Consider the following 18,050-nt stretch of genomic DNA (forward strand, 5'->3'; position numbering starts at 1 on the left):
GTCTCCTGCTATCAAACGGTCACGCATTCTGCCTGCATTTTTAGGGGCTTTGTTTTCAGCCTAGCTCACCCGTGCAGCGGGGGCGTTGAGGTCAGCACCTCTTCCATGACCGTCTGGCCCTCGGCCACCCGCAAGGCACCGGCCAGTCGCAGCGGACGCATGCCGTCAGTGACAGCCTGGCGGCGCAACGCATCGATGCTGGGGTCGGCACTGACACGCGACTTGAAGCCTTCGGTGACTACCAAGAGCTCATACAAGCCCATGCGCCCCATAAATCCAGTCATGCGGCAGTCCACACAGCCCACCGGCTTGAAGGGTTTGTAGCCGCCATTGATCTGCCAAGGCTTGACCATCTCACTCAGGGCTTCGCGGCTGGCCTCGTCGTCACGCACCTTGCATTGTTTGCACAAAGTGCGCACCAGACGCTGCGCCAACACGCCCAGCAAGGTGGCGTTGATCAGATACGGAGGAATGCCGAGCTCCATCAGGCGTGTCACCGCAGACGGAGCGTCATTGGTGTGCAAGGTGGAGAACACCAGGTGGCCGGTGAGTGCGGCCTGCACCGCCATCTCGGCGGTCTCCAGGTCACGGATTTCGCCGACCATGATGATGTCCGGGTCCTGCCGCATGAGGGCGCGCAGGCCCTGCGGGAAACCAAAGTCCAGCTGTGGCTGCACCTGCGTCTGATTGAAAGACGGCTCGATCATTTCGATCGGATCTTCCACCGTGCTCACATTCACCTCTTCGGTGGCTACGCGCTTGAGCGTGGAGTACAGCGTGGTGGTTTTGCCCGAACCGGTGGGGCCGGTGACCAAAATGATGCCGTGCGGGCGCTGCACCAGCTGCTCCCAGCGTGTGGCATCGTGGCTGCTGAAGCCCAACGCGTCCAGGTCTTTGACCGCGTTGTCGGGGTCAAAAATCCGCATCACCATCTTCTCGCCGAACGCGGTGGGCAGCGTGGAGATACGCATTTCAATTTCATCACCACGCGGGTTGCGCGTCTTGATACGGCCGTCTTGCGGGCGGCGCTTCTCGATCACGTCCATGCGGCCCAGCAGCTTGATACGCGCCGTCATGGCGTTGAGCACGCCCATGGGCATCTGGTAGACCGGGTGCAGCACGCCGTCGATGCGGAAGCGAATCACGCCCTGCTCGCGCCGAGGCTCCAGGTGGATGTCGCTGGCGCGCTGGTCAAAGGCGTATTGCCACAGCCAGTCCACCACCTGCACCACGCCCTGGTCGTTGGCATCGAGCTGTTTGTTGCTCTTGCCAAGCTCCACCAGTTGCTCGAAACTGGCACCGTTATTGGCGCCATTTTTGCTGGCGGCGCGCACACTTTTGGCCAGCGCATAAAACTCGGCGGTGTAGCGGGTAATTTCTTGCGGGCTGGCGACCACACGCTTGACGCTGCGCCGGCTCTGGCGCTCTACCTCGGCCACCCAGTCGGTAATAAAAGGCTCGGCCGTGGCCACCGTGATTTCGCTGGGCGTGACCACCACAGGCAGGATGCGGTGGCGCTCGGCGTAGGCCGCGCCCATGGCGTCGGCCACCTTGCCCACATCCACTTTCAGCGGGTCAATACGCAGGTAGTCCAGCCCGGCACGCAACGCCAGCCACTGGGTCAACATTTCCATGTCGAGCGGCTTTTGGTCTGACGCCCGGCGCATGGACACGCTGGCCAGACGCACCAGCGGGTGCTGTGCACTCTCGGCCTGGGCACAACGGGCAGTGGTGCGCTGGGCCTCTTCATCGCTAATCACCTTGTCAGCTTGCAGCCACTCCACCAAACGGCGCCAGTCCAGTGGGCCGATGTGCAATGCAGGACCATGTACGTTTTTTTTGGACGTTGTGCTCATGCTTGCACCGGTTTGAAAACACGCACCCACTTGTCTGCGGGCAGCCCCCAGTGGGACTGGATGAAATCGGCACGCTCCATAAGCAGCGCACGCTTGGGGCGGCTGGGGGTGCGCTGGGCCAGCACTACCGTGTTGCCTTCGCGTGTGGCCTTGAAGGCCCAGATGGCATCGGCGCCAAAGGCTTGGGCAATTTTGTCCACACTGGCCTGGAAGCTGGAGCTGCGGCCAAACAGGTTGACGGTCATGCAGCCCTCCTCGGTCAGCGTGGCGCGGCAGTCGGCGTAAAAGTCGGCGCTATCCAGCACCGGCGCTGCGGCCTCTTCGTCGTACAGGTCCACTTGCAGCGCGTCCACTGCGCCCAGCCAATGGGCTTGCTTGATTTCCTGCGACGCATCAGCCAGCACCACCTGCATGCGGCTGTTGTCGGCCGGCAGCTTGAACCAGCCGCGGCAGGCATGCAGCACCTGCGGGTTGAGCTCAATGGCGGTGGTCTTCATCTTGAGCGCTTTGTGGCAAAACTTGGTGAGCGAGCCCGCACCCAAGCCCAGCTGCAGCGCTTGGCGTTTGGGCACGGTGACCGGGTCCACAAACAGCAGCCAGGCCATCATGCGCTGGATGTATTCGTGCACCAGCGCAGTGGGGTCGTCCACCAGCATGGAGCCCTGAATCCACTCGCTGCCCAAATGCAGGTGGCGGATCGGGCCTTCTTCAGAAAAATTGACTTCGGGGAGAACGGGGGATGCTTTTCGGACCATGGGGATTTATACCAGCAGCGCAGCCAGCCTCGGCAAGGCTTTACAGGCGTTGTGTGTGCTGGCTTGCGCCAAGTCTTCCAGGGCCATGCCACGCAGCTGGGCCACGGTGTGGGCAATGCGCGGCAACTCGGCCGGTGTATTGCGGCCCTGCGGTGTGCCAGCCTCCCGCTGCGCCGCTGTTGTGTAGAGCCAGTGTGGCGGGATGTCGGGCGCATCGGTCTCCAACACCAGGGCGTCCAGCGGCAGGGTTTGGGCCAGGCGGCGCAGCTGGTGCGCCCGCTCAAAGGTCACCGCGCCGCCAAATCCCAGCTTGAAGCCCAGTTTGATGAACTCCTGCGCCTGCACCTCACTGCCGTTGAACGCATGGGCAATGCCTTGCCAGCGCCCACCGGGGCCTGCCACCTCGCGCAGGTGTTTGAGCAAACGGTCAGCGGATCGGCGTACGTGCAGCACCACGGGCAAACCGTACTGGCGCGCCAGCTTGAGTTGCGCGCGGTAGATGGCCTCCTGCTTTTCACGCCAAGGGCTTTGGGTGAGCTGAGGTACAAAGTAATCCAACCCAATCTCCCCCACCGCCACCAGGCGCGGGTCGGCATGGTGGGCTTGCAGCTCTTGGGCCAGCACTGCCAGTACGTTGTCTTGCGCGGTGGGCACATACAGGGGGTGAATGCCCAGACAGTAGCTGTAGTTCTGATGGTGGGCCAGGTCGCGCACCACGTGCAGATTGGCCACCTCGACCGCAGGGATGACGCAGTGCACCACCCCCGCTTGCCGGGCAGCCAGGCACACGGCGTCCACCTGTTGGTCTGCCTCAAAGGCATCCAGATGGCAGTGGGTGTCTATCCAGCGCATGGGGGTGTGGGGTGGTGGTGTCAGCGTTTGCGCTGCACAAACAGGTTGCGGGTGCGGTCTTCGGGGTAGGCGAAGGTTATCGCACCATTCCTCACCAAGCCCATGACCAGCATGTTGCTGGTAATGGCATCTTTGTCATCTTTGCTAAAGGGGCGTTCGTGCGTGGCAGTCACGCCATAGTAGACGCGGGGCATGTTCTCCAGCGCGTTCTTGACGGAGGAGCCGGAGAGATTGCCGTCACGGATGGACAGGATGGCATAGGTCAGCAGGTAGACCGTGTCGTAGGCCTGGGCCGCGGCCATGGGCACGGTGATTTTCTTGGTGTTGAATTTGCGGGCGTAAGCACTCAGGAAGGAGATGCGCCGCTCGTTGCTCGGCTCCGCGATAAAGGTTTGCGCCATCAGCGCACCCTCGGCGGCGTCCTTGGCGCCATCGATGAAGAAGGGAAAGGACAGCGGCCAGGCGCCCACCTGGGGCACCGTCCATTTGAGGGCTTGGCGCCCCTTGGCGATGACCGCGTTCTCGGGCCCCACGGTGTAGCTGAACACCACATTGGCTCCGGCCGCCTGCGCGGCCTTTAGCTCCGCCAGCAGGTCTTTCACGCCCAGCTCAAACCGCGCCACGTGCACCGGCTGCAGGTTCTTGGCCGCCAGGGCTTTGACCACATCGTTCAGCCCACCCTCGCCATAGGGTGTTTTGTCAGCAAAGATGGCCACCTTGGTCCAGCCGCGGCTCACGATGTCGTCCACCACAAACGGGGCCTGGATGGCATCGCGCGCCGAGGTGCGAAAGATATAACTCTCCGGGGCCGGGTATTTGGTGGTGATGGGCGTGCCGGTAGCACAGGGCACGATGAGCGGCAATTTGGCGGTTTGGAATACTTCCAGCGACTTCATCGCGACACCGGTGTTGCAGAAGCCCAGGGTGGCCACCACGTCTTCCTTGAGCAAGTCCTGCGAATTCTTCAGGCCTACATCCGGGTTGGCGGTGTCGTCCTTCACCACCAGCTCCAGCGGCCGGCCGAGGTAGCCGCCCGCAGCATTGATCTCGTCCACTGCAAGTTTGGCCCCGTTGAGCATGGGGATGCCAAAGTCGGCAGAGGGACCGGAAAAAGGACCAATCAGGCCGATGCGCAGCGGCTTGACCGGCTGGGCCAATGCACCCATCACCCAACCACAACCCAGCACCAGCACTCCCAGGGACGACCAACGACGGTTCATAACGGCTCTCTTGAAAAAGGGATGGCGCAGCTTAGGCTGCGTATCCGGCAGAGACCATCCGCGGGAACCCTTGGGCGGCGGGTATAGCGCACGCCCTGTCAGCAAACCGCAAGCCAGGCGCACGGCCCGGCCAGCCATCAGTCGGCCAAACGGCCCGACACCAACCGCAGCTGGCGGCTGCAGCGCGCAGCCAAGGTGGCGTCGTGGGTCACCAGCACAAAAGCCGTTCCTTGGTCGCGCGCGAGGGACAGCATCAGGTCAAACACGCCATCAGCCGTGCTGCGGTCCAAGTTCCCGGTGGGCTCGTCGGCCAGCACGCAGTCGGGGTTGGTCACCAAGGCCCGCGCAATTGCCACACGCTGGCGCTCGCCCCCCGACAGCTCCGCCGGACGGTGATGCATGCGGTGTTCCAAGCCCACCAACGCTAGCATTTTCATAGCTGCTTGCGCAGCATCAGCGGGCTCTGAACGCCGAATGGTCAATGGCATGGCGACGTTGTCCAGCGCACTGAACTCGGGCAGCAGGTGGTGAAACTGGTAGACAAAACCCAGATGTTTGTTGCGCAGCCGGCCCTGGGCCGCCGCATCCAGCCCGGCCAGCGGCTGGCCGCAAAGCGTCACATTGCCGCTGCTGGGCGCATCCAGCCCGCCCAGCAAATGCAGCAAGGTGCTTTTGCCGGAACCCGAGGCGCCCACAATGGCCAGCGTTTCGCCACGGCGCACCTCCAGGTCCACCCCGTGGAGAACCGTGACATCCAGGCGCCCTTCCTGGAAACGCTTGGTCAGGCCGCAGGCTTGTAAAAGTACATCACTCATAGCGCAAAGCCTCGGCAGGGTTTACCTGGCTGGCGCGCCAGCTGGGGTAGAGGGTGGCCACAAAAGCCATCAGGAGCGAAATCACTGCCACCGGCACGATGTCACTTTGCTGCGGATCGCTGGGCATGCGGCTGATCAGGTAAATGTCTTGCGGCAAAAAGCTGGCGCCCAGCAAACGCTCCAGCGCAGGCACGATGACATCAATATTGAAGGCCACGCCCAGCCCCAGCAGCAGCCCGGCCAAGGTGCCAATGACACCGACCATGGCGCCCTGCACCACAAAAATACCCATGATGCTGCCCGGGCTGGCGCCCAGAGTGCGCAGGATGGCGATGTCGGCACGTTTGTCGGTCACCGTCATCACCAGCGTGCTGACTAGGTTGAAGGCCGCCACCGCCACGATGAGGGTGAGGATGATGAACATCATGCGTTTTTCTACTTGCACCGCTGCAAACCAGGTGCGGTTCTGGCGGGTCCAGTCGCGCAGCAGCAGGTCGCCGCTCAGGCTGCGGCTCAGGTCTTGGGCGACCTCGCGCGCCTGGTGCAGGTCCTTGAGCTTGAGGCGCACACCGGTGGGGCCTTCCAGGCGGAAGATCTTGGCTGCGTCTTCCCAGTGCACAAACACCAGCGCCGAGTCGTATTCGTAGTGGCCGGAATCAAAGGTACCCACCACCGTCATTTGTTTGAGGCGCGGCACCACGCCCGCGGGCGTGACCTGCCCGCTGGGGGCAATCAGGGTCACGCGGTCGCCCTTGACCACACCCATGCTGCGCGCCAGCTCGCCACCCAACACCACACCAAACTCGCCCGGCACCAGCTGGGCCAGTACCGCGGCCTGTGCGCCCGTGGCCACATCAGACACCTCGGGCTCGCGCGCAGGGTCGATGCCGCGCACCATGGCGCCCTTCATCTCTTCGCCACGCGCCACCAGGGCCTGCGCCGCCACAAAGGGCGCCGCGCCCACCACCTGCGGATGGGACTTGGCCTCGCGCAGGGTGAGGTCCACATCCGCCAAGGCCTGGCCGCCAGGGGCAAACACCTCGATGTGCGACACCACGCCCAGCATGCGGTCGCGCACTTCCTTTTGAAATCCGTTCATCACGCTCAGCACAATGATGAGAGCCGCCACGCCCAGCGCGATGCCCAACATGGACACGCCCGAGATAAAGGAAATAAAACCATTGCGCCGCGTGGCGCGGCCGGCACGCGTGTAGCGCCAGCCAATGGTGAGCTCATAGGGAAGTCGCATCAAACGTTACAAAGTGCAGAGGTGGGCGGATTGTGGCATCCATGCGGGACAATTCAGGGATGCACACCGTTATTCCTTACGCGGCACCGGCCGGCCTGCACTGCCAGGCAGCCATCGCCCAGCTCTCGCTGCCCAACCTGGCCCAGCTGCTCAGCCTGCTGAACCCGACCCCGCCTCTGCTGGGCTCGGCCGAGTCGCTGACCCCTGTGAGCGAACGTGTACACGCCAAGAGCCTGGGCCTGCAGGGAGCCGACGGCTTGGTGCCCTGGGCAGCACTGGACGCCGAGCACCTGGGCCTGACCAAGCTGCATGGCGCCAGCGGTTGGGCCTGGATCACCCCCTGCCACTGGCGCGTGAACGCGGACCATGTGGCGATGGAAGACCCGCAAAAGCTCGCGCTCAGCGCCCATGACTCCGACGCCTTGCGCGCTGCCATGCAGCCTTACTTTGCGGAAGACGGCATCACGCTGCACCCCCTGAGCGACACCACCTGGTTGGCCCAGGGTTCCGTTTTGGTCGATCTGCCCACTGCCTCCCTGGCGCGCACCCGCAGCGCCCGGGTAGATGGCTGGATGCCCCGCCAGCCCCAGGCCCAAGCCTTGCGCCGCCTGCAAAATGAAATGCAGATGCTGCTCTACACCCACCCGGTCAACGATGCGCGCAAGGCGCGATTTTTGCCGCCGGTCAATTCGTTCTGGATCAGCGGCACCGGCACTTTGCCAGCCACACCACGCCAGCCTCCCGCCCAGCGTGTGGTGATGGAAAACAGCCTGACCGAAGCCGCACTGCGCGACGATGCCCAAGCTTGGTCCAAAGCCTGGCAGGCGCTGGATGCCGGCCTGATTGCCAAGCTGCTGGCCCGCGCCAAGGCCAACGAAGCCATGGAAATCACCCTCTGCGGTGAGCGGCTGGCCCCCACCTTTGTGCTGCAAACCAGCCCCTGGTGGAACCGACTGCAACGGCGCTTTACCGCGCCCCCTCCGCACGAATTGCTGCTTACGTTATGAACATCGTCCCCCGCGACATCCCGCCCCGCTCGGTCTGGGCCTTGGAACAGGCCGGCGTGCACCCGCTGTTGGCACGCCTGTACGCCGCCCGCGGCGTCAACGGCCCCGATGAACTCGACGACGCACTGGCCAAACTGCTGCCGCCCGCCACGCTGTTGGGTGTGGACCGTGCCGCTGTGCTGTTGGCCGATGCCATCGCACAAAACCTGAAACTCTGCATCGTGGCCGACTACGACTGCGACGGTGCCACCGCCTGCGCAGTAGCGGTGCGCGGTCTACGCCTCTTGGGCGCACAACACGTGGACTACCTTGTGCCCGACCGCGTGGTGGACGGCTACGGTCTCACCGCCCCGATCAGCGAACGTGTGAAAAAAACCGGTGACGATGTGCTCATTACGGTGGACAACGGCATTGCCAGTGTGGACGGGGTGGCGCGCGCCAAGGCCCTGGGTCTGCAGGTGCTGGTGACCGACCACCACCTGCCCGCGGCCGTCTTGCCAGCCGCGGATGTGATCGTCAACCCCAACCAGCCCGGCTGCACGTTCGAGAGCAAGTCCATCGCCGGTGTGGGGGTGATGTTCTACACGCTGCTGGCGTTGCGCTCCGAGTTGCGCACGCGCGGCGTATTTGATGCGGCCAGCCAACCCAAACTTGATGTGTTGCTCCCCCTGGTGGCGCTGGGTACGGTGGCCGATGTGGTCAAGCTGGATGCGAACAACCGCCGCCTCGTCGCCCAAGGCCTCAAACGGGTGCGAGCGCTTGCCATGCCTGCGGGACTAGCTAGCCTTTTTGTAGCAGCAGGACGCAAGGCGGAGGTGGCCACCACCTTTGACTTTGGCTTTGCCCTGGGCCCGCGCATCAACGCGGCGGGGCGCCTCTCCGACATGACGCTGGGCATCGAGTGCCTGCTGACCGACGACCCCGGCCGCGCCGACGAACTGGCGAAAACGCTGGACGGCATCAACCGCGAGCGCCGGGAAATTGAAGGCGACATGCGCGAGCAGGCAATGATGATTGCCGAGAGCCTGTTTGACGAAGGCGACGAGCCGCCGCCCGCCATCTGCGTGTTCGACCCCGACTTCCACGAAGGCGTGGTGGGCATTGTGGCCAGCCGCATCAAGGACAAGCTGCACCGCCCCACCTTTGTGTTTGCGGCCAGCGGTGCCGAGGGCAAAGAGCATGAGCTCAAAGGCTCGGGCCGCAGCATCCCGGGCTTTCATTTGCGCGATGCGCTGGACCTGGTGGCCAAGCGTTATCCCGGCGTGATCCTGCGTTTTGGCGGCCACGCCATGGCGGCGGGCTGCACCGTGGCGGAAGAGTTTTTTGACGACTTCGAGAACGGCCTGAACGAGGTAGCCCAGGAATGGCTGGACGCCGCCACACTGACACGTCGCCTGGAAACCGACGGCCCACTGGCCCCCGAGTACCGCCGCGTGGAGCTGGTGGACGCGTTGCACAAGGAGGTGTGGGGCCAGGGTTTTGCCGCCCCCACCTTTAGCGAAGAGGTGGAAGTGGTGTCGCAGCGCCTGGTGGGCGAGAAACACCTGGCCCTGAAGCTCAAGCACCAGGGCCAGCCGGTGGACGGCATTTGGTTCGGCCACACCGAGCCACTGCCGCCCAAGGTAACACTCGCGTTCCGCCTGGATGCGGATGAATGGAACGGCGTGCGCCGCGTGCGCTTCCTCGTCGAAGGCGCAGAAATTTAAGTCTTTTAGGCCTCTAGACCACGAGGAATATGCGCGAGCAGCTCCTATATCCATAGCAAAACCATGCCCCAACACCTCACCATCCTCACTGGCGCCTCGCGTGGCATGGGCTTGGCTATGGCCGAACAGCTGCTGGTCAACGACGCCGTGCTGGTGTGCATCTCCCGCCAGACCCACACCCAACTGGCCGAGCAAGCACAGCGCGTAGGCGCTACCTTGTTGCAGTGGCCACTGGATTTGGCCGATGGTGCCTCGGCTTGTGCACAGCTGGGTCAGTGGCTGCGCCAGCAAGACCCGGCCACGCTGGCCAGTGCCACGCTGATCAACAACGCTGGCGTCATTCCGCCCTTGGTACCCCTTTCCGAATCCGACCCCGCTGCGCTGGCCCAGGCCCTGCGTGTCGGGCTCGAGGCCCCCATGCAACTCACCGCCACCTTTCTGGGTGCCACCCGACAATGGTCCATCCCACGCAAGGTGCTCAACATCTCGTCAGGCTTGGGTCGCCGCGCCATGGCCTCACAAGCGGCGTACTGTGCGGCCAAGGCCGGCATGGACCATTTCACGCGTTGTGTGGCGCTGGATGAGGCCTTGCAGGCGAATGGCGCCAAGGTGTGTTCACTGGCGCCAGGGGTGATTGACACCGACATGCAGCGCCAATTGCGCAGTGCGGATGCCACGCAGTTTCCGGACCACGGCAGCTTTGCGGGGCTGCATGCGCAGGGGCAGCTCACCAGCCCTGCTGATGCGGCGCGGCGGGTGTTGGCTTATCTGGCTCGGGCGGACTTTGGGAAGGATGCTGTGGGGGATGTGCGGGGCTGATTGGCTTTTTGACTCTGGTTTTTTAAGCCTACACCGCTTCTTTTTAACACCCACTCCCCCAGCCCCTCGCCCCGTCGGCGAGGGGAGCCTTCAACAGCCATATCTTGTTTTGTCTCGCCGGTTACGGACTACGAGCGGGAGGTTGCCGCCGTCTGCTCGCGCCACGGCCCTGGGCTGCGGTTGTGAATACCTCGGAGATGTCTTTACGGCACGGCTGGCGGCTACGCCCGCCAGCGGCTCCGCGCCACCATGTTGGCAATGACTAGAACTGTGGGTTCGGGCCGTAGCGTACCCACCCAGTGGCAACGCGTCTTCTGCGGCCCCATGGCCGGAGCACTACCAAACAATACGGCTGTTTAAAACTCCCCTCGCCGACGGGGCGAGGGGCTGGGGGAGTGGGTGTCCAAAAAAGCGGTGCCACAACAACAAGCCACCCAAATAGGCAACGTGCCCCCAAACCAATGAAAGCCTAATAAACCTCAGGCACCATGATGTCCTGCGGCACCGGCCTCCGCTCATAGTCCTCATGCCGCACCCGTGGCGGCAACACCACCGGCGGGTGCTCGGTTTCCTCATACGGCATCTGCTGCAACAGGTGGTGGATGCAGTTCAGCCGGGCCTTCTTCTTGTCCACTGCATGCACCACCCACCATGGCGCCTCAGGGATGTGGGTGCGCTCCAGCATCACTTCCTTGGCGCGCGTGTAGTCCTCCCAGCGGCTGCGCGATTCCAGGTCCATGGGGCTGAGCTTCCACTGCTTGAGCGGGTCGTGGATGCGACCCAGGAAGCGGCTGTGCTGCTCTTCGTCGGAGATGGAGAACCAGTACTTGATGACCTGGATGCCCGAGCGCACCAGCATCTTCTCGAACTCGGGCACGCTGCGGAAGAACTCTTCGAGTTGCTCGTCATTGCAAAAACCCATGACGCGCTCGACACCGGCGCGGTTGTACCAGCTGCGGTCAAACAGCACGATCTCACCGGCCGCCGGCAGGTGGCTCACATAACGCTGGAAGTACCACTGCGTGCGTTCACGGTCGTTGGGTGCGGGCAGCGCGGCCACGCGGCACACCCGCGGGTTCAGGCGTTGGGTGATGCGCTTGATGGCGCCGCCCTTGCCGGCCGCGTCGCGTCCCTCAAAAATCACCACCACCTTGTGGCCCGTGGCCACCACCCAGTCCTGCAGCTTGACGAGCTCGCCCTGCATGCGGAACAGCTCCTTGAAATACAGGCGGCGCGCGGCGCGGGCATCGGCATCGGGGGCCTGGCCGCCGGCCAGGCGCTCCAGGTGCTGGTCGTCCAGCTCCATCTCCAGTTCTTCGTCGTAGCTGTCGAGCATGTCGTTCTGGATACGGCGGATCAATTCGTCTTCGCTGGCGCTCACGGGCAACTCCTGGTGGCTTGGGTAGCCCCTGAGCCTAGGGAAGTGTTGTGACAAATTGGTGAAGAATGGATGACACCCGGCCGCCGTAAGATGGCCGCATTCCCCGTTTCAACCATTTGCAGGAGTATTTCCATGAGCCGTGAAGTCGTCGTCGTCAGCGCAGTGCGCACCGCCATTGGCACCTTTGGCGGCAGCCTCAAGGACATTCCCCCCACCGAATTGGCCGCACAGGTGGTGCGCGAGTCGCTGTCGCGTGCCAGTGTGGATGGCAAGGATGTGGGCCATGTGGTGTTTGGCCACGTGGTCAACACCGAGCCCAAGGACATGTACCTGAGCCGCGTGGCCGCCATCAATGGGGGTTGCGCCCAGGAGACACCTGCCTACAACGTGAACCGCCTGTGCGGCTCGGGCCTGCAGGCCATCGTCAACGCCGCGCAGACCATTGCGTTGGGCGATGCCGACATTGCCATTGGCGGCGGTGCCGAAAATATGAGCCGCGCGCCTTTTGCCAGCCTCAACATGCGCTGGGGCGCCCGCATGGGCGACACCAAGATGGTGGACATGATGATTGGCGCGCTGCACGACCCCTTCCACACCATCCACATGGGCGTGACGGCCGAGAACATTGCCGCCAAGTGGGGCATCAGCCGCGAAGAGCAGGACGCCATTGCCGTGGAGAGCCACAACCGCGCGCAAAAGGCCACCGAGGCCGGCTACTTCACCAGCCAGATCCTGCCCATCATGCTCAAGAGCAAAAAAGGCGATGTGGCCTACGCCACCGACGAACACTTCCGCGCCAACGCCACGCTGGCCGACATGGCCAAGCTCAAACCGGCCTTCCTGAAGGAAAACGGCACCGTGACGGCCGGCAACGCCTCCGGCATCAACGACGCGGCCGCTGCCGTGGTGCTGATGGACGCCGCCACTGCCAAGGCCCGTGGCCTGCAGCCGCTGGCGCGCTTGGTAGCCTACGCCCACGCCGGTGTGGACCCCAAGTACATGGGCATTGGCCCGGTGCCCGCCACGCAGGCCGCGCTGAAGAAGGCCGGCCTGACCGTGAACGACCTGGATGTGATTGAAGCCAACGAGGCCTTTGCCGCACAGGCCTGCGCCGTCACGCGCGACCTGGGCCTGGACCCGGCCAAGGTCAACCCCAATGGCTCGGGCATCTCATTGGGTCACCCCATCGGAGCCACCGGCGCCCTGATTACCGTGAAGGCGCTGTATGAACTGGAGCGCATCAACGGCCGCTACGCGCTGGTGACCATGTGTATTGGTGGCGGCCAGGGTATTGCCGCCATTTTTGAGCGCTCACGCTAGGGCTGCGCGCCGCGGGCCTGGCTAGAACAGGTCCACGTCCATGCCTTCGGCAACCTGTTCCACCAGGTCGCCCGAAGCGACCAGCCCCTGGTAACTGCAGACCTGGTTGCGGCCGTGCTCCTTGGCGTGGTAGACCGCCTTGTCGGCGCGGCCAAAGGCACCGCTGGGCGTGTCGTGCGGGAGCAAGACCGAAAAGCCGATGCTCACCGTGATGGTGCCCACCTGCGGAAAGGCATAGGCCTGCACCTTCTCGCGCAGGCGCTCCAGCGCTTGGCTGGCGTGCTCAGCACTGTCGCAGCGCATCAGCACCACAAATTCTTCGCCGCCAAAGCGGTAAAGCTGGTCGTGAAAACGGAAACTGCTGCGCATCAGGCGCGCCAGCAGCAACAGCACTTCATCCCCAATCAGGTGGCCGTAGGTGTCGTTGACGCGTTTGAAATGGTCAATGTCCAGCACCGCCAACCATACCCCGGCATCGGGATGGGGGTGCCGGCGTTCGCCGCCATCTGGCAACTCATCCCCGTGCTGCTCCGCAGTGGCCTTGAAAAAGGCACCATCAAAGGTTTTGCGGTTCAGCAGCTCGGTCAGCGCATCTTTTTCGCCGTAATCCAGCAGGCCCAGCAGGTTGTTGTAGGTGAGCAAAATGCCTTCCACCAGATCCAGCATGGCGGCCGACAGTGGCTGCTCCGTGCCAAACTCCAACAGGCCCCAGGTTCCCTGGGCGGTGAGCAGGGGTATCACCCCGGTGTAGGGGGCAGTTTCTGCGTGCACTGCACGGGCGCGGTCCACGGCGAGCTGGCGCAGCGGGAAATCGGACACGTGGGGCAAAGTGGTCCAGTCGGTCCACAGCAGGTCCCGGCTGACTTGGGTCTGGCCTGCATCGAGCCGGGCTTGCACCAAGCAGCGCCGGTCATCGCCCTCCCCCACCACCCGCACCAAGGTAGCACTATGCACGGCACCCTCGCTGCTGCTGATCACCAAACGCACCAACGCGGCGTCCAGGGCATCGCGGTCACGCAGACCACTCAGGGCCGCCAGACTTTGCACAAGCGCGTTCATTATGTGGAATTACCTCTTATGTGTCATGCGTCGGGGAGCTGCCCAACTGCGCAGCAAGTTGACCCACCTCAAAGCCAGACCGCGGGCCTCGCTCTAAGCTGTGCGACTGTCCAACGCCTGCTATCTTAGAGCACACCATGACCCAAGCAAGTACCAAATTGCCGTTTTTAGCACCCGAATCCGGCGATTGGCTGCGCGACAGCGGTTTGGGCGCCCTGCGCCTGGCCGGGCGCACGCTACTTCCCATCGTGCAAGGCGGCATGGGCATCGGCATTTCGGGCCACCGGCTGGCGGGCAGCGTGGCCGCCCTGGGTGGGGTGGGAACGCTCTCCAGCGTGGACCTGCGCCGCCACCACCCCGACCTGATGGACCAAACGCGCGAGCTGGCGCCCGGTGACGCGGCCAAGGAAGGCATCAACCGCGCCAACCTGATCGCCATCGACCGGGAAATTCAGGCGGCCCGCGCCCGCACCGGGGGCAATGGCCTGCTGGCGATCAACGTGATGCGCGCCGTGAGCGAGTACGCCGCCAACGTGACCAAAGCGCTGGAGTGCGGGATTGACGCCGTGGTGGTGGGCGCCGGCCTGCCGCTGGACCTGCCGGACCTGGCCAAAGACCACCCCAAGGCAGCACTGATTCCCATCCTCTCCGACGCGCGTGGCGTGCAGTTGCTGGTGAAGAAATGGGAGCGCAAGAAACGCCTGCCCGACGCCATCGTGATCGAACACCCGCGCCTGGCGGGTGGCCACCTGGGTGCCGCCAAGATCGCCGACCTGCAAGACAGCCGGTTTGACTTTGAAAACGTGATTCCCCAAGTGCGCCAGTTCTTCAAGGACGCGGGCTACGAGCAACACATCCCGCTGATTGCCGCAGGCGGTGTGCGCAGCTTTGAAGACATTGCACGCCTGCAGGCACTGGGGGCCGATGCCGTGCAGCTGGGCAGTGCCTTTGCAGTCACCGAGGAAAGCGACGCCCATGCCGAATTCAAGCGGGTGCTGGCCGAGGCGCGCGAGGAAGACATGGTGGAGTTCACCAGCGTGGCCGGCCTGCCCGCGCGCGCCGTGGGCACGCCCTGGCTGCGCGCCTACCTGAAGATCGAACCCAAGCTGCAAGCCGTGGCCCACGTGAAGGCGCGCTGCACCAAGAGTTTTGACTGCCTGGCCCAGTGTGGCCTGCGCGATGGCCTGCCGGGCTGGGGCCAGTTCTGCATTGACAACCAGTTGGCGGCCGCCCTGCGCGGCGACACCAAGAAGGGCCTGTTCTTCCGCGGCGCGGGCGAACTGCCATTTGGCAGCCAGATCAAGACCGTGCGCGAGCTGGTGCAGCGCCTGCTGACGCCTGGCGTGGCCGCTGCGGGCACAGCAGCAGCCTGAGTCCGCGCTTAAAACGCTATTGATTCAGGAGCTGCTGGCGCAGCATCCACGGGCCTTGGAGCACTATTTGGCTTGTAATTCTGGGTGCAATATCTGCACCCGGTTGCGCCCGCCACGTTTGGCTTGGTAGAGCGCCTCGTCGGCACGCTTGAGCAAGGCTTCTGAATCCAGATCGGCGTTCCACTGCGCAATACCGCCCGAAAAGTTGGAGCTGAACCAGCCGTCGTCCACCGGATGGCGGATGCGTGAAAAGTCGCCCCGGATCCGATCCAGCACCGCATGCGCCTGCTCTGCTTGGGAGCCAGGCAAAATGACCACAAATTCTTCGCCACCGTAGCGGCCCACCGCGTCCGTCTTGCGCACCCGTTGCTTGAGCAGCCAGGCCATGCTGCGGATCACATGGTCGCCCATGGGGTGGCCGTAGGTGTCGTTGACCGCCTTGAAATGGTCAATGTCCACCATGGCCACACACAGGCCACTGCCATCGAGCCGCGCGGCGTTGATGGCGCTTTGCAGCTGCTGCTTGGAGGTGGTGTGGTTCAGCAGACCGGTCAGGCTGTCGTGCAACATGGTGCGGCGCAGCGTGCGGTAGCGGTCAATCTTGCTTTTGACCACGGCATTGAGGATCACCGGGTTGAAAGGGTTTGGTGAGGAAGTGGTCACCGCCCAGGCGCAGTGCGTCCACCTGCAGCGCCACATTGCTGTCACCCGAGAGGTAGACCACGGGCGTGGACAAAAACTCGGCGTGCTGGCGGATCACCCGCGTCACTTCCACCCCGGTGCAGCCGGGCATGTACATGTCCATCAACACCAAGTCGGGCTGGAACGAGGCCAGCGCGGTCAACACATCCTGCGGCCGCGTGATGGCCAGCGACTCCATGCCCGCCTCCGACAGCGTGCGGCGGATCAACGCCCCGGCAGTCTTGGAGTCCTCCACCACCAGAACCTTGTAAGGCGCTTCGTCTTCGTTACTGCACAGCTTGACGATGCGCGCCATGATCGCCGCGTGCTGGGCACCGGTGGCAAAACAGGCGTCACAACCCGCGCCCAGCGCCCGCTGCTGGCTTTCAAAGTCAATGCCCACATTCAGGCCGACGATGTGGCTGGCCGAGAACTGGCCGCGCAGCGTCTGTACCTGCGCCACAAAGGCGGCCAGCGGGCGGTTGGCTGCATCCACCAGCACCATGGCGGGTTCGGGTACGGCAGGCAACACCTGTGCGGTTCCCACCAGTTCCACCTGTACATGAAAGAAACCGACCTGGGCCACCAGGTCTTTCCAGGCCGCAGGCGTATCCGTCACAAACACAATTTTTTTGGGCGGCACCAGCGTGGCCACCGGTGTTGCGTCGTGGGTCGGGTCGTGCACATGGCGGCGCTCTGCCAAGTGCGAGGAATGGCCCCGTATAAACGCCAGCACACGCGTACCAAACTCTTGCACCTGCGCGTCCAGCAGTTGGCTGGCGTTGGCTGGCAAGGCACCGCCAGCCGATGGGTCCATCAGCTGGTCCATCAGCGACAGCACCTTTTGCTCTAGGGAGTGCGCGCTTTGGTGCAAGCCCGAGAGACCATGGCTTTCCAAAAACTCTGTCAGGCTGGATACCGACACGGCAAATTCGACAAAACTGTCGAGCCCACCTTGCTGCGTGCAGGCTTGCCACTTGGCCGCCAGCTCTTGGCAGCGCTTGTTCAGGTCTTCAGGGGTACAAGACATGGGGAGCCGCCCTGCGCTTAGCGCGCAAGCTCACCCTGGAAGTTGCCCGCCCGCAGGGTTACCACCAACGTGTCGCGGTAGCCACCGTCGGCCACGGGCTGGATGGGCGTGGACTCATGGATCACCCGCGGATCGTCCAGCAGCAGCAGGGACCAGGGTTCCGTCAGGGTGAAGCGTTGGCCATTGGGGCCAGTGGCATCAAACACGCGGGTTTCGCCACCCTTCACGCCCTCGCGCCCCACCAAAAACACCGCCACCAGGTCCACACCATCGCGGTGCGCCCCCTCGGGCGTGGGGCGGCCAATGCCGTCCGTGGTGTCGATCCGGAACTGGTGCGCCTCGGTGTACCAGGTGTGTGTGCCTTTGAGCGCACTGCTCACCTGCCCCAGCCAAGCCAGCAGCTGTTGCCAGGCGGGCTGCCCCACGAGGGCAGCAGCCATGGGTTCAAAGTGGCGCTGCATGCCACCATGCAAGGCGTTGTATTCCACCGGTTGCCAGTGCGGCCGGTGCGGCGCCAAGGTCACGGCAGCGCCGTCCACCACAAAGCAGGCGTGGCGTCGTCGCCGGTAGCGGCCGCCATCGCGCAGGTAGTTGTCTGGCGGCAAGTCATCCCACAGGGGACGCCAGGCCAACAGCGCCGCCAGGTCCAACCCGGCCAGCGTGGCCACCTGCTGCGGCCGCACCACGGCATACCCCTGGGTGCGCAGGGTGCTGTCCAAGTCCTGGGGGGTGGCTATGGCGGGAGGCGCAAAAGAAAGGGTCATGGCGGGCGTAAAGCGGGATAAGGGCCGGGAACTAGTCACTTGGGTGCAGCCACGCAAGGGCCGCGCGGCATTATCAACCCAGAAGAGTGAGCACTGCCTGATATGGGTCAAGACCCCCCGCAGCCCGCTTGGCTACTCTGGGGACCCTTTTCTGGAGACCCCG

The 18,050-nt window shown here is 64.0% G+C and carries 16 protein-coding genes; 5 read left to right on the forward strand and 11 right to left on the reverse strand.

Annotated elements, in window-relative coordinates; translation table 11 throughout:
• Window positions 1-65: 65 nt before the first annotated feature.
• The 6 genes from U5O12_RS06885 to U5O12_RS06910 form a co-directional block, all read right to left on the reverse strand.
• Window positions 66-1,856 carry a GspE/PulE family protein gene (locus tag U5O12_RS06885; protein WP_322577920.1) on the reverse strand — a complete coding sequence of 597 codons (1,791 nt, stop codon included), beginning with the start codon at window positions 1,854-1,856 and terminating at the stop codon, window positions 66-68.
• Window positions 1,853-2,611: a spermidine synthase gene (locus U5O12_RS06890; protein WP_322577921.1), complete on the reverse strand. Its 759-nt coding sequence runs from the start codon at window positions 2,609-2,611 to the stop codon at window positions 1,853-1,855. Before U5O12_RS06890 ends, U5O12_RS06885 begins: the two co-directional genes overlap by 4 nt.
• 6 nt (window positions 2,612-2,617) lie before the next feature.
• A complete protein-coding gene (locus U5O12_RS06895) occupies window positions 2,618-3,463 on the reverse strand; it encodes a TatD family hydrolase (protein ID WP_322577922.1) in 846 nt (281 codons plus the stop codon).
• 20 nt (window positions 3,464-3,483) lie between these two features.
• A complete protein-coding gene (locus tag U5O12_RS06900) occupies window positions 3,484-4,629 on the reverse strand; it encodes an ABC transporter substrate-binding protein (RefSeq protein ID WP_322577942.1) in 1,146 nt (381 codons plus the stop codon).
• Between the two features lie 191 nt (window positions 4,630-4,820).
• A complete protein-coding gene (gene lolD / locus U5O12_RS06905; RefSeq protein ID WP_322577923.1) occupies window positions 4,821-5,498 on the reverse strand; it encodes a lipoprotein-releasing ABC transporter ATP-binding protein LolD in 678 nt (225 codons plus the stop codon).
• Complete coding sequence (locus tag U5O12_RS06910; RefSeq protein WP_322577924.1) at window positions 5,491-6,747, reverse strand: lipoprotein-releasing ABC transporter permease subunit; 1,257 nt, start codon at window positions 6,745-6,747, stop codon at window positions 5,491-5,493. The genes lolD and U5O12_RS06910 overlap by 8 nt, the downstream gene beginning before the upstream one ends.
• Before the next feature lie 59 nt (window positions 6,748-6,806).
• Here U5O12_RS06910 and U5O12_RS06915 point away from each other — a divergent pair, with 59 nt between their 5' ends.
• From U5O12_RS06915 to U5O12_RS06925, 3 genes are all read left to right on the forward strand, one after another.
• Complete coding sequence (locus U5O12_RS06915; RefSeq protein ID WP_322577925.1) at window positions 6,807-7,754, forward strand: hypothetical protein; 948 nt, start codon at window positions 6,807-6,809, stop codon at window positions 7,752-7,754.
• A complete protein-coding gene (gene recJ / locus U5O12_RS06920) occupies window positions 7,751-9,460 on the forward strand; it encodes a single-stranded-DNA-specific exonuclease RecJ (protein ID WP_322577926.1) in 1,710 nt (569 codons plus the stop codon). The genes U5O12_RS06915 and recJ overlap by 4 nt, the downstream gene beginning before the upstream one ends.
• Before the next feature lie 63 nt (window positions 9,461-9,523).
• On the forward strand, window positions 9,524-10,279 hold the full coding sequence (locus U5O12_RS06925; RefSeq protein ID WP_322577927.1) for an SDR family NAD(P)-dependent oxidoreductase: 756 nt from the start codon (window positions 9,524-9,526) through the stop codon (window positions 10,277-10,279).
• A gap of 469 nt (window positions 10,280-10,748) precedes the next feature.
• On the opposite strand, the gene ppk2 is transcribed toward U5O12_RS06925, so the two are convergent.
• Complete coding sequence (gene ppk2 / locus U5O12_RS06930) at window positions 10,749-11,615, reverse strand: polyphosphate kinase 2 (protein WP_322577943.1); 867 nt, start codon at window positions 11,613-11,615, stop codon at window positions 10,749-10,751.
• Between the two features lie 177 nt (window positions 11,616-11,792).
• On the opposite strand from ppk2, the gene bktB reads away from it, so the two are divergent.
• Entirely contained in the window at window positions 11,793-12,980 is a 1,188-nt protein-coding gene (gene bktB, locus U5O12_RS06935; RefSeq protein ID WP_322577928.1) for a beta-ketothiolase BktB, read from the forward strand.
• 21 nt (window positions 12,981-13,001) lie between these two features.
• Here bktB and U5O12_RS06940 read toward each other — a convergent pair whose 3' ends face one another.
• Complete coding sequence (locus U5O12_RS06940; protein ID WP_322577929.1) at window positions 13,002-14,039, reverse strand: GGDEF domain-containing protein; 1,038 nt, start codon at window positions 14,037-14,039, stop codon at window positions 13,002-13,004.
• Window positions 14,040-14,176: 137 nt separating this feature from the next.
• Between U5O12_RS06940 and U5O12_RS06945 the strand changes: the two genes are divergently transcribed.
• Entirely contained in the window at window positions 14,177-15,412 is a 1,236-nt protein-coding gene (locus U5O12_RS06945) for a nitronate monooxygenase family protein (protein WP_322577930.1), read from the forward strand.
• 63 nt (window positions 15,413-15,475) lie between these two features.
• On the opposite strand, the gene U5O12_RS06950 is transcribed toward U5O12_RS06945, so the two are convergent.
• Genes U5O12_RS06950 through U5O12_RS06960 form a run of 3 tightly spaced genes read right to left on the reverse strand, consistent with a single transcriptional unit; the run spans window position 15,476 to window position 17,887 of the window.
• Window positions 15,476-16,042, reverse strand: coding sequence for a GGDEF domain-containing protein (locus U5O12_RS06950; protein WP_322577931.1), 567 nt, complete (start codon window positions 16,040-16,042; stop codon window positions 15,476-15,478).
• Window positions 16,008-17,123, reverse strand: a complete 1,116-nt coding sequence (locus U5O12_RS06955) for a response regulator (protein ID WP_322577932.1) — start codon at window positions 17,121-17,123, stop codon at window positions 16,008-16,010. Before U5O12_RS06955 ends, U5O12_RS06950 begins: the two co-directional genes overlap by 35 nt.
• Before the next feature lie 17 nt (window positions 17,124-17,140).
• Window positions 17,141-17,887: a 2OG-Fe dioxygenase family protein gene (locus U5O12_RS06960; protein ID WP_322577933.1), complete on the reverse strand. Its 747-nt coding sequence runs from the start codon at window positions 17,885-17,887 to the stop codon at window positions 17,141-17,143.
• Between the last annotated feature and the right edge of the window lie 163 nt (window positions 17,888-18,050).

Origin of the sequence: Rhodoferax sp., assembly GCF_034519335.1 — a bacterium.
Taxonomy (GTDB): Bacteria; Pseudomonadota; Gammaproteobacteria; order Burkholderiales; family Burkholderiaceae_C; genus Allorhodoferax.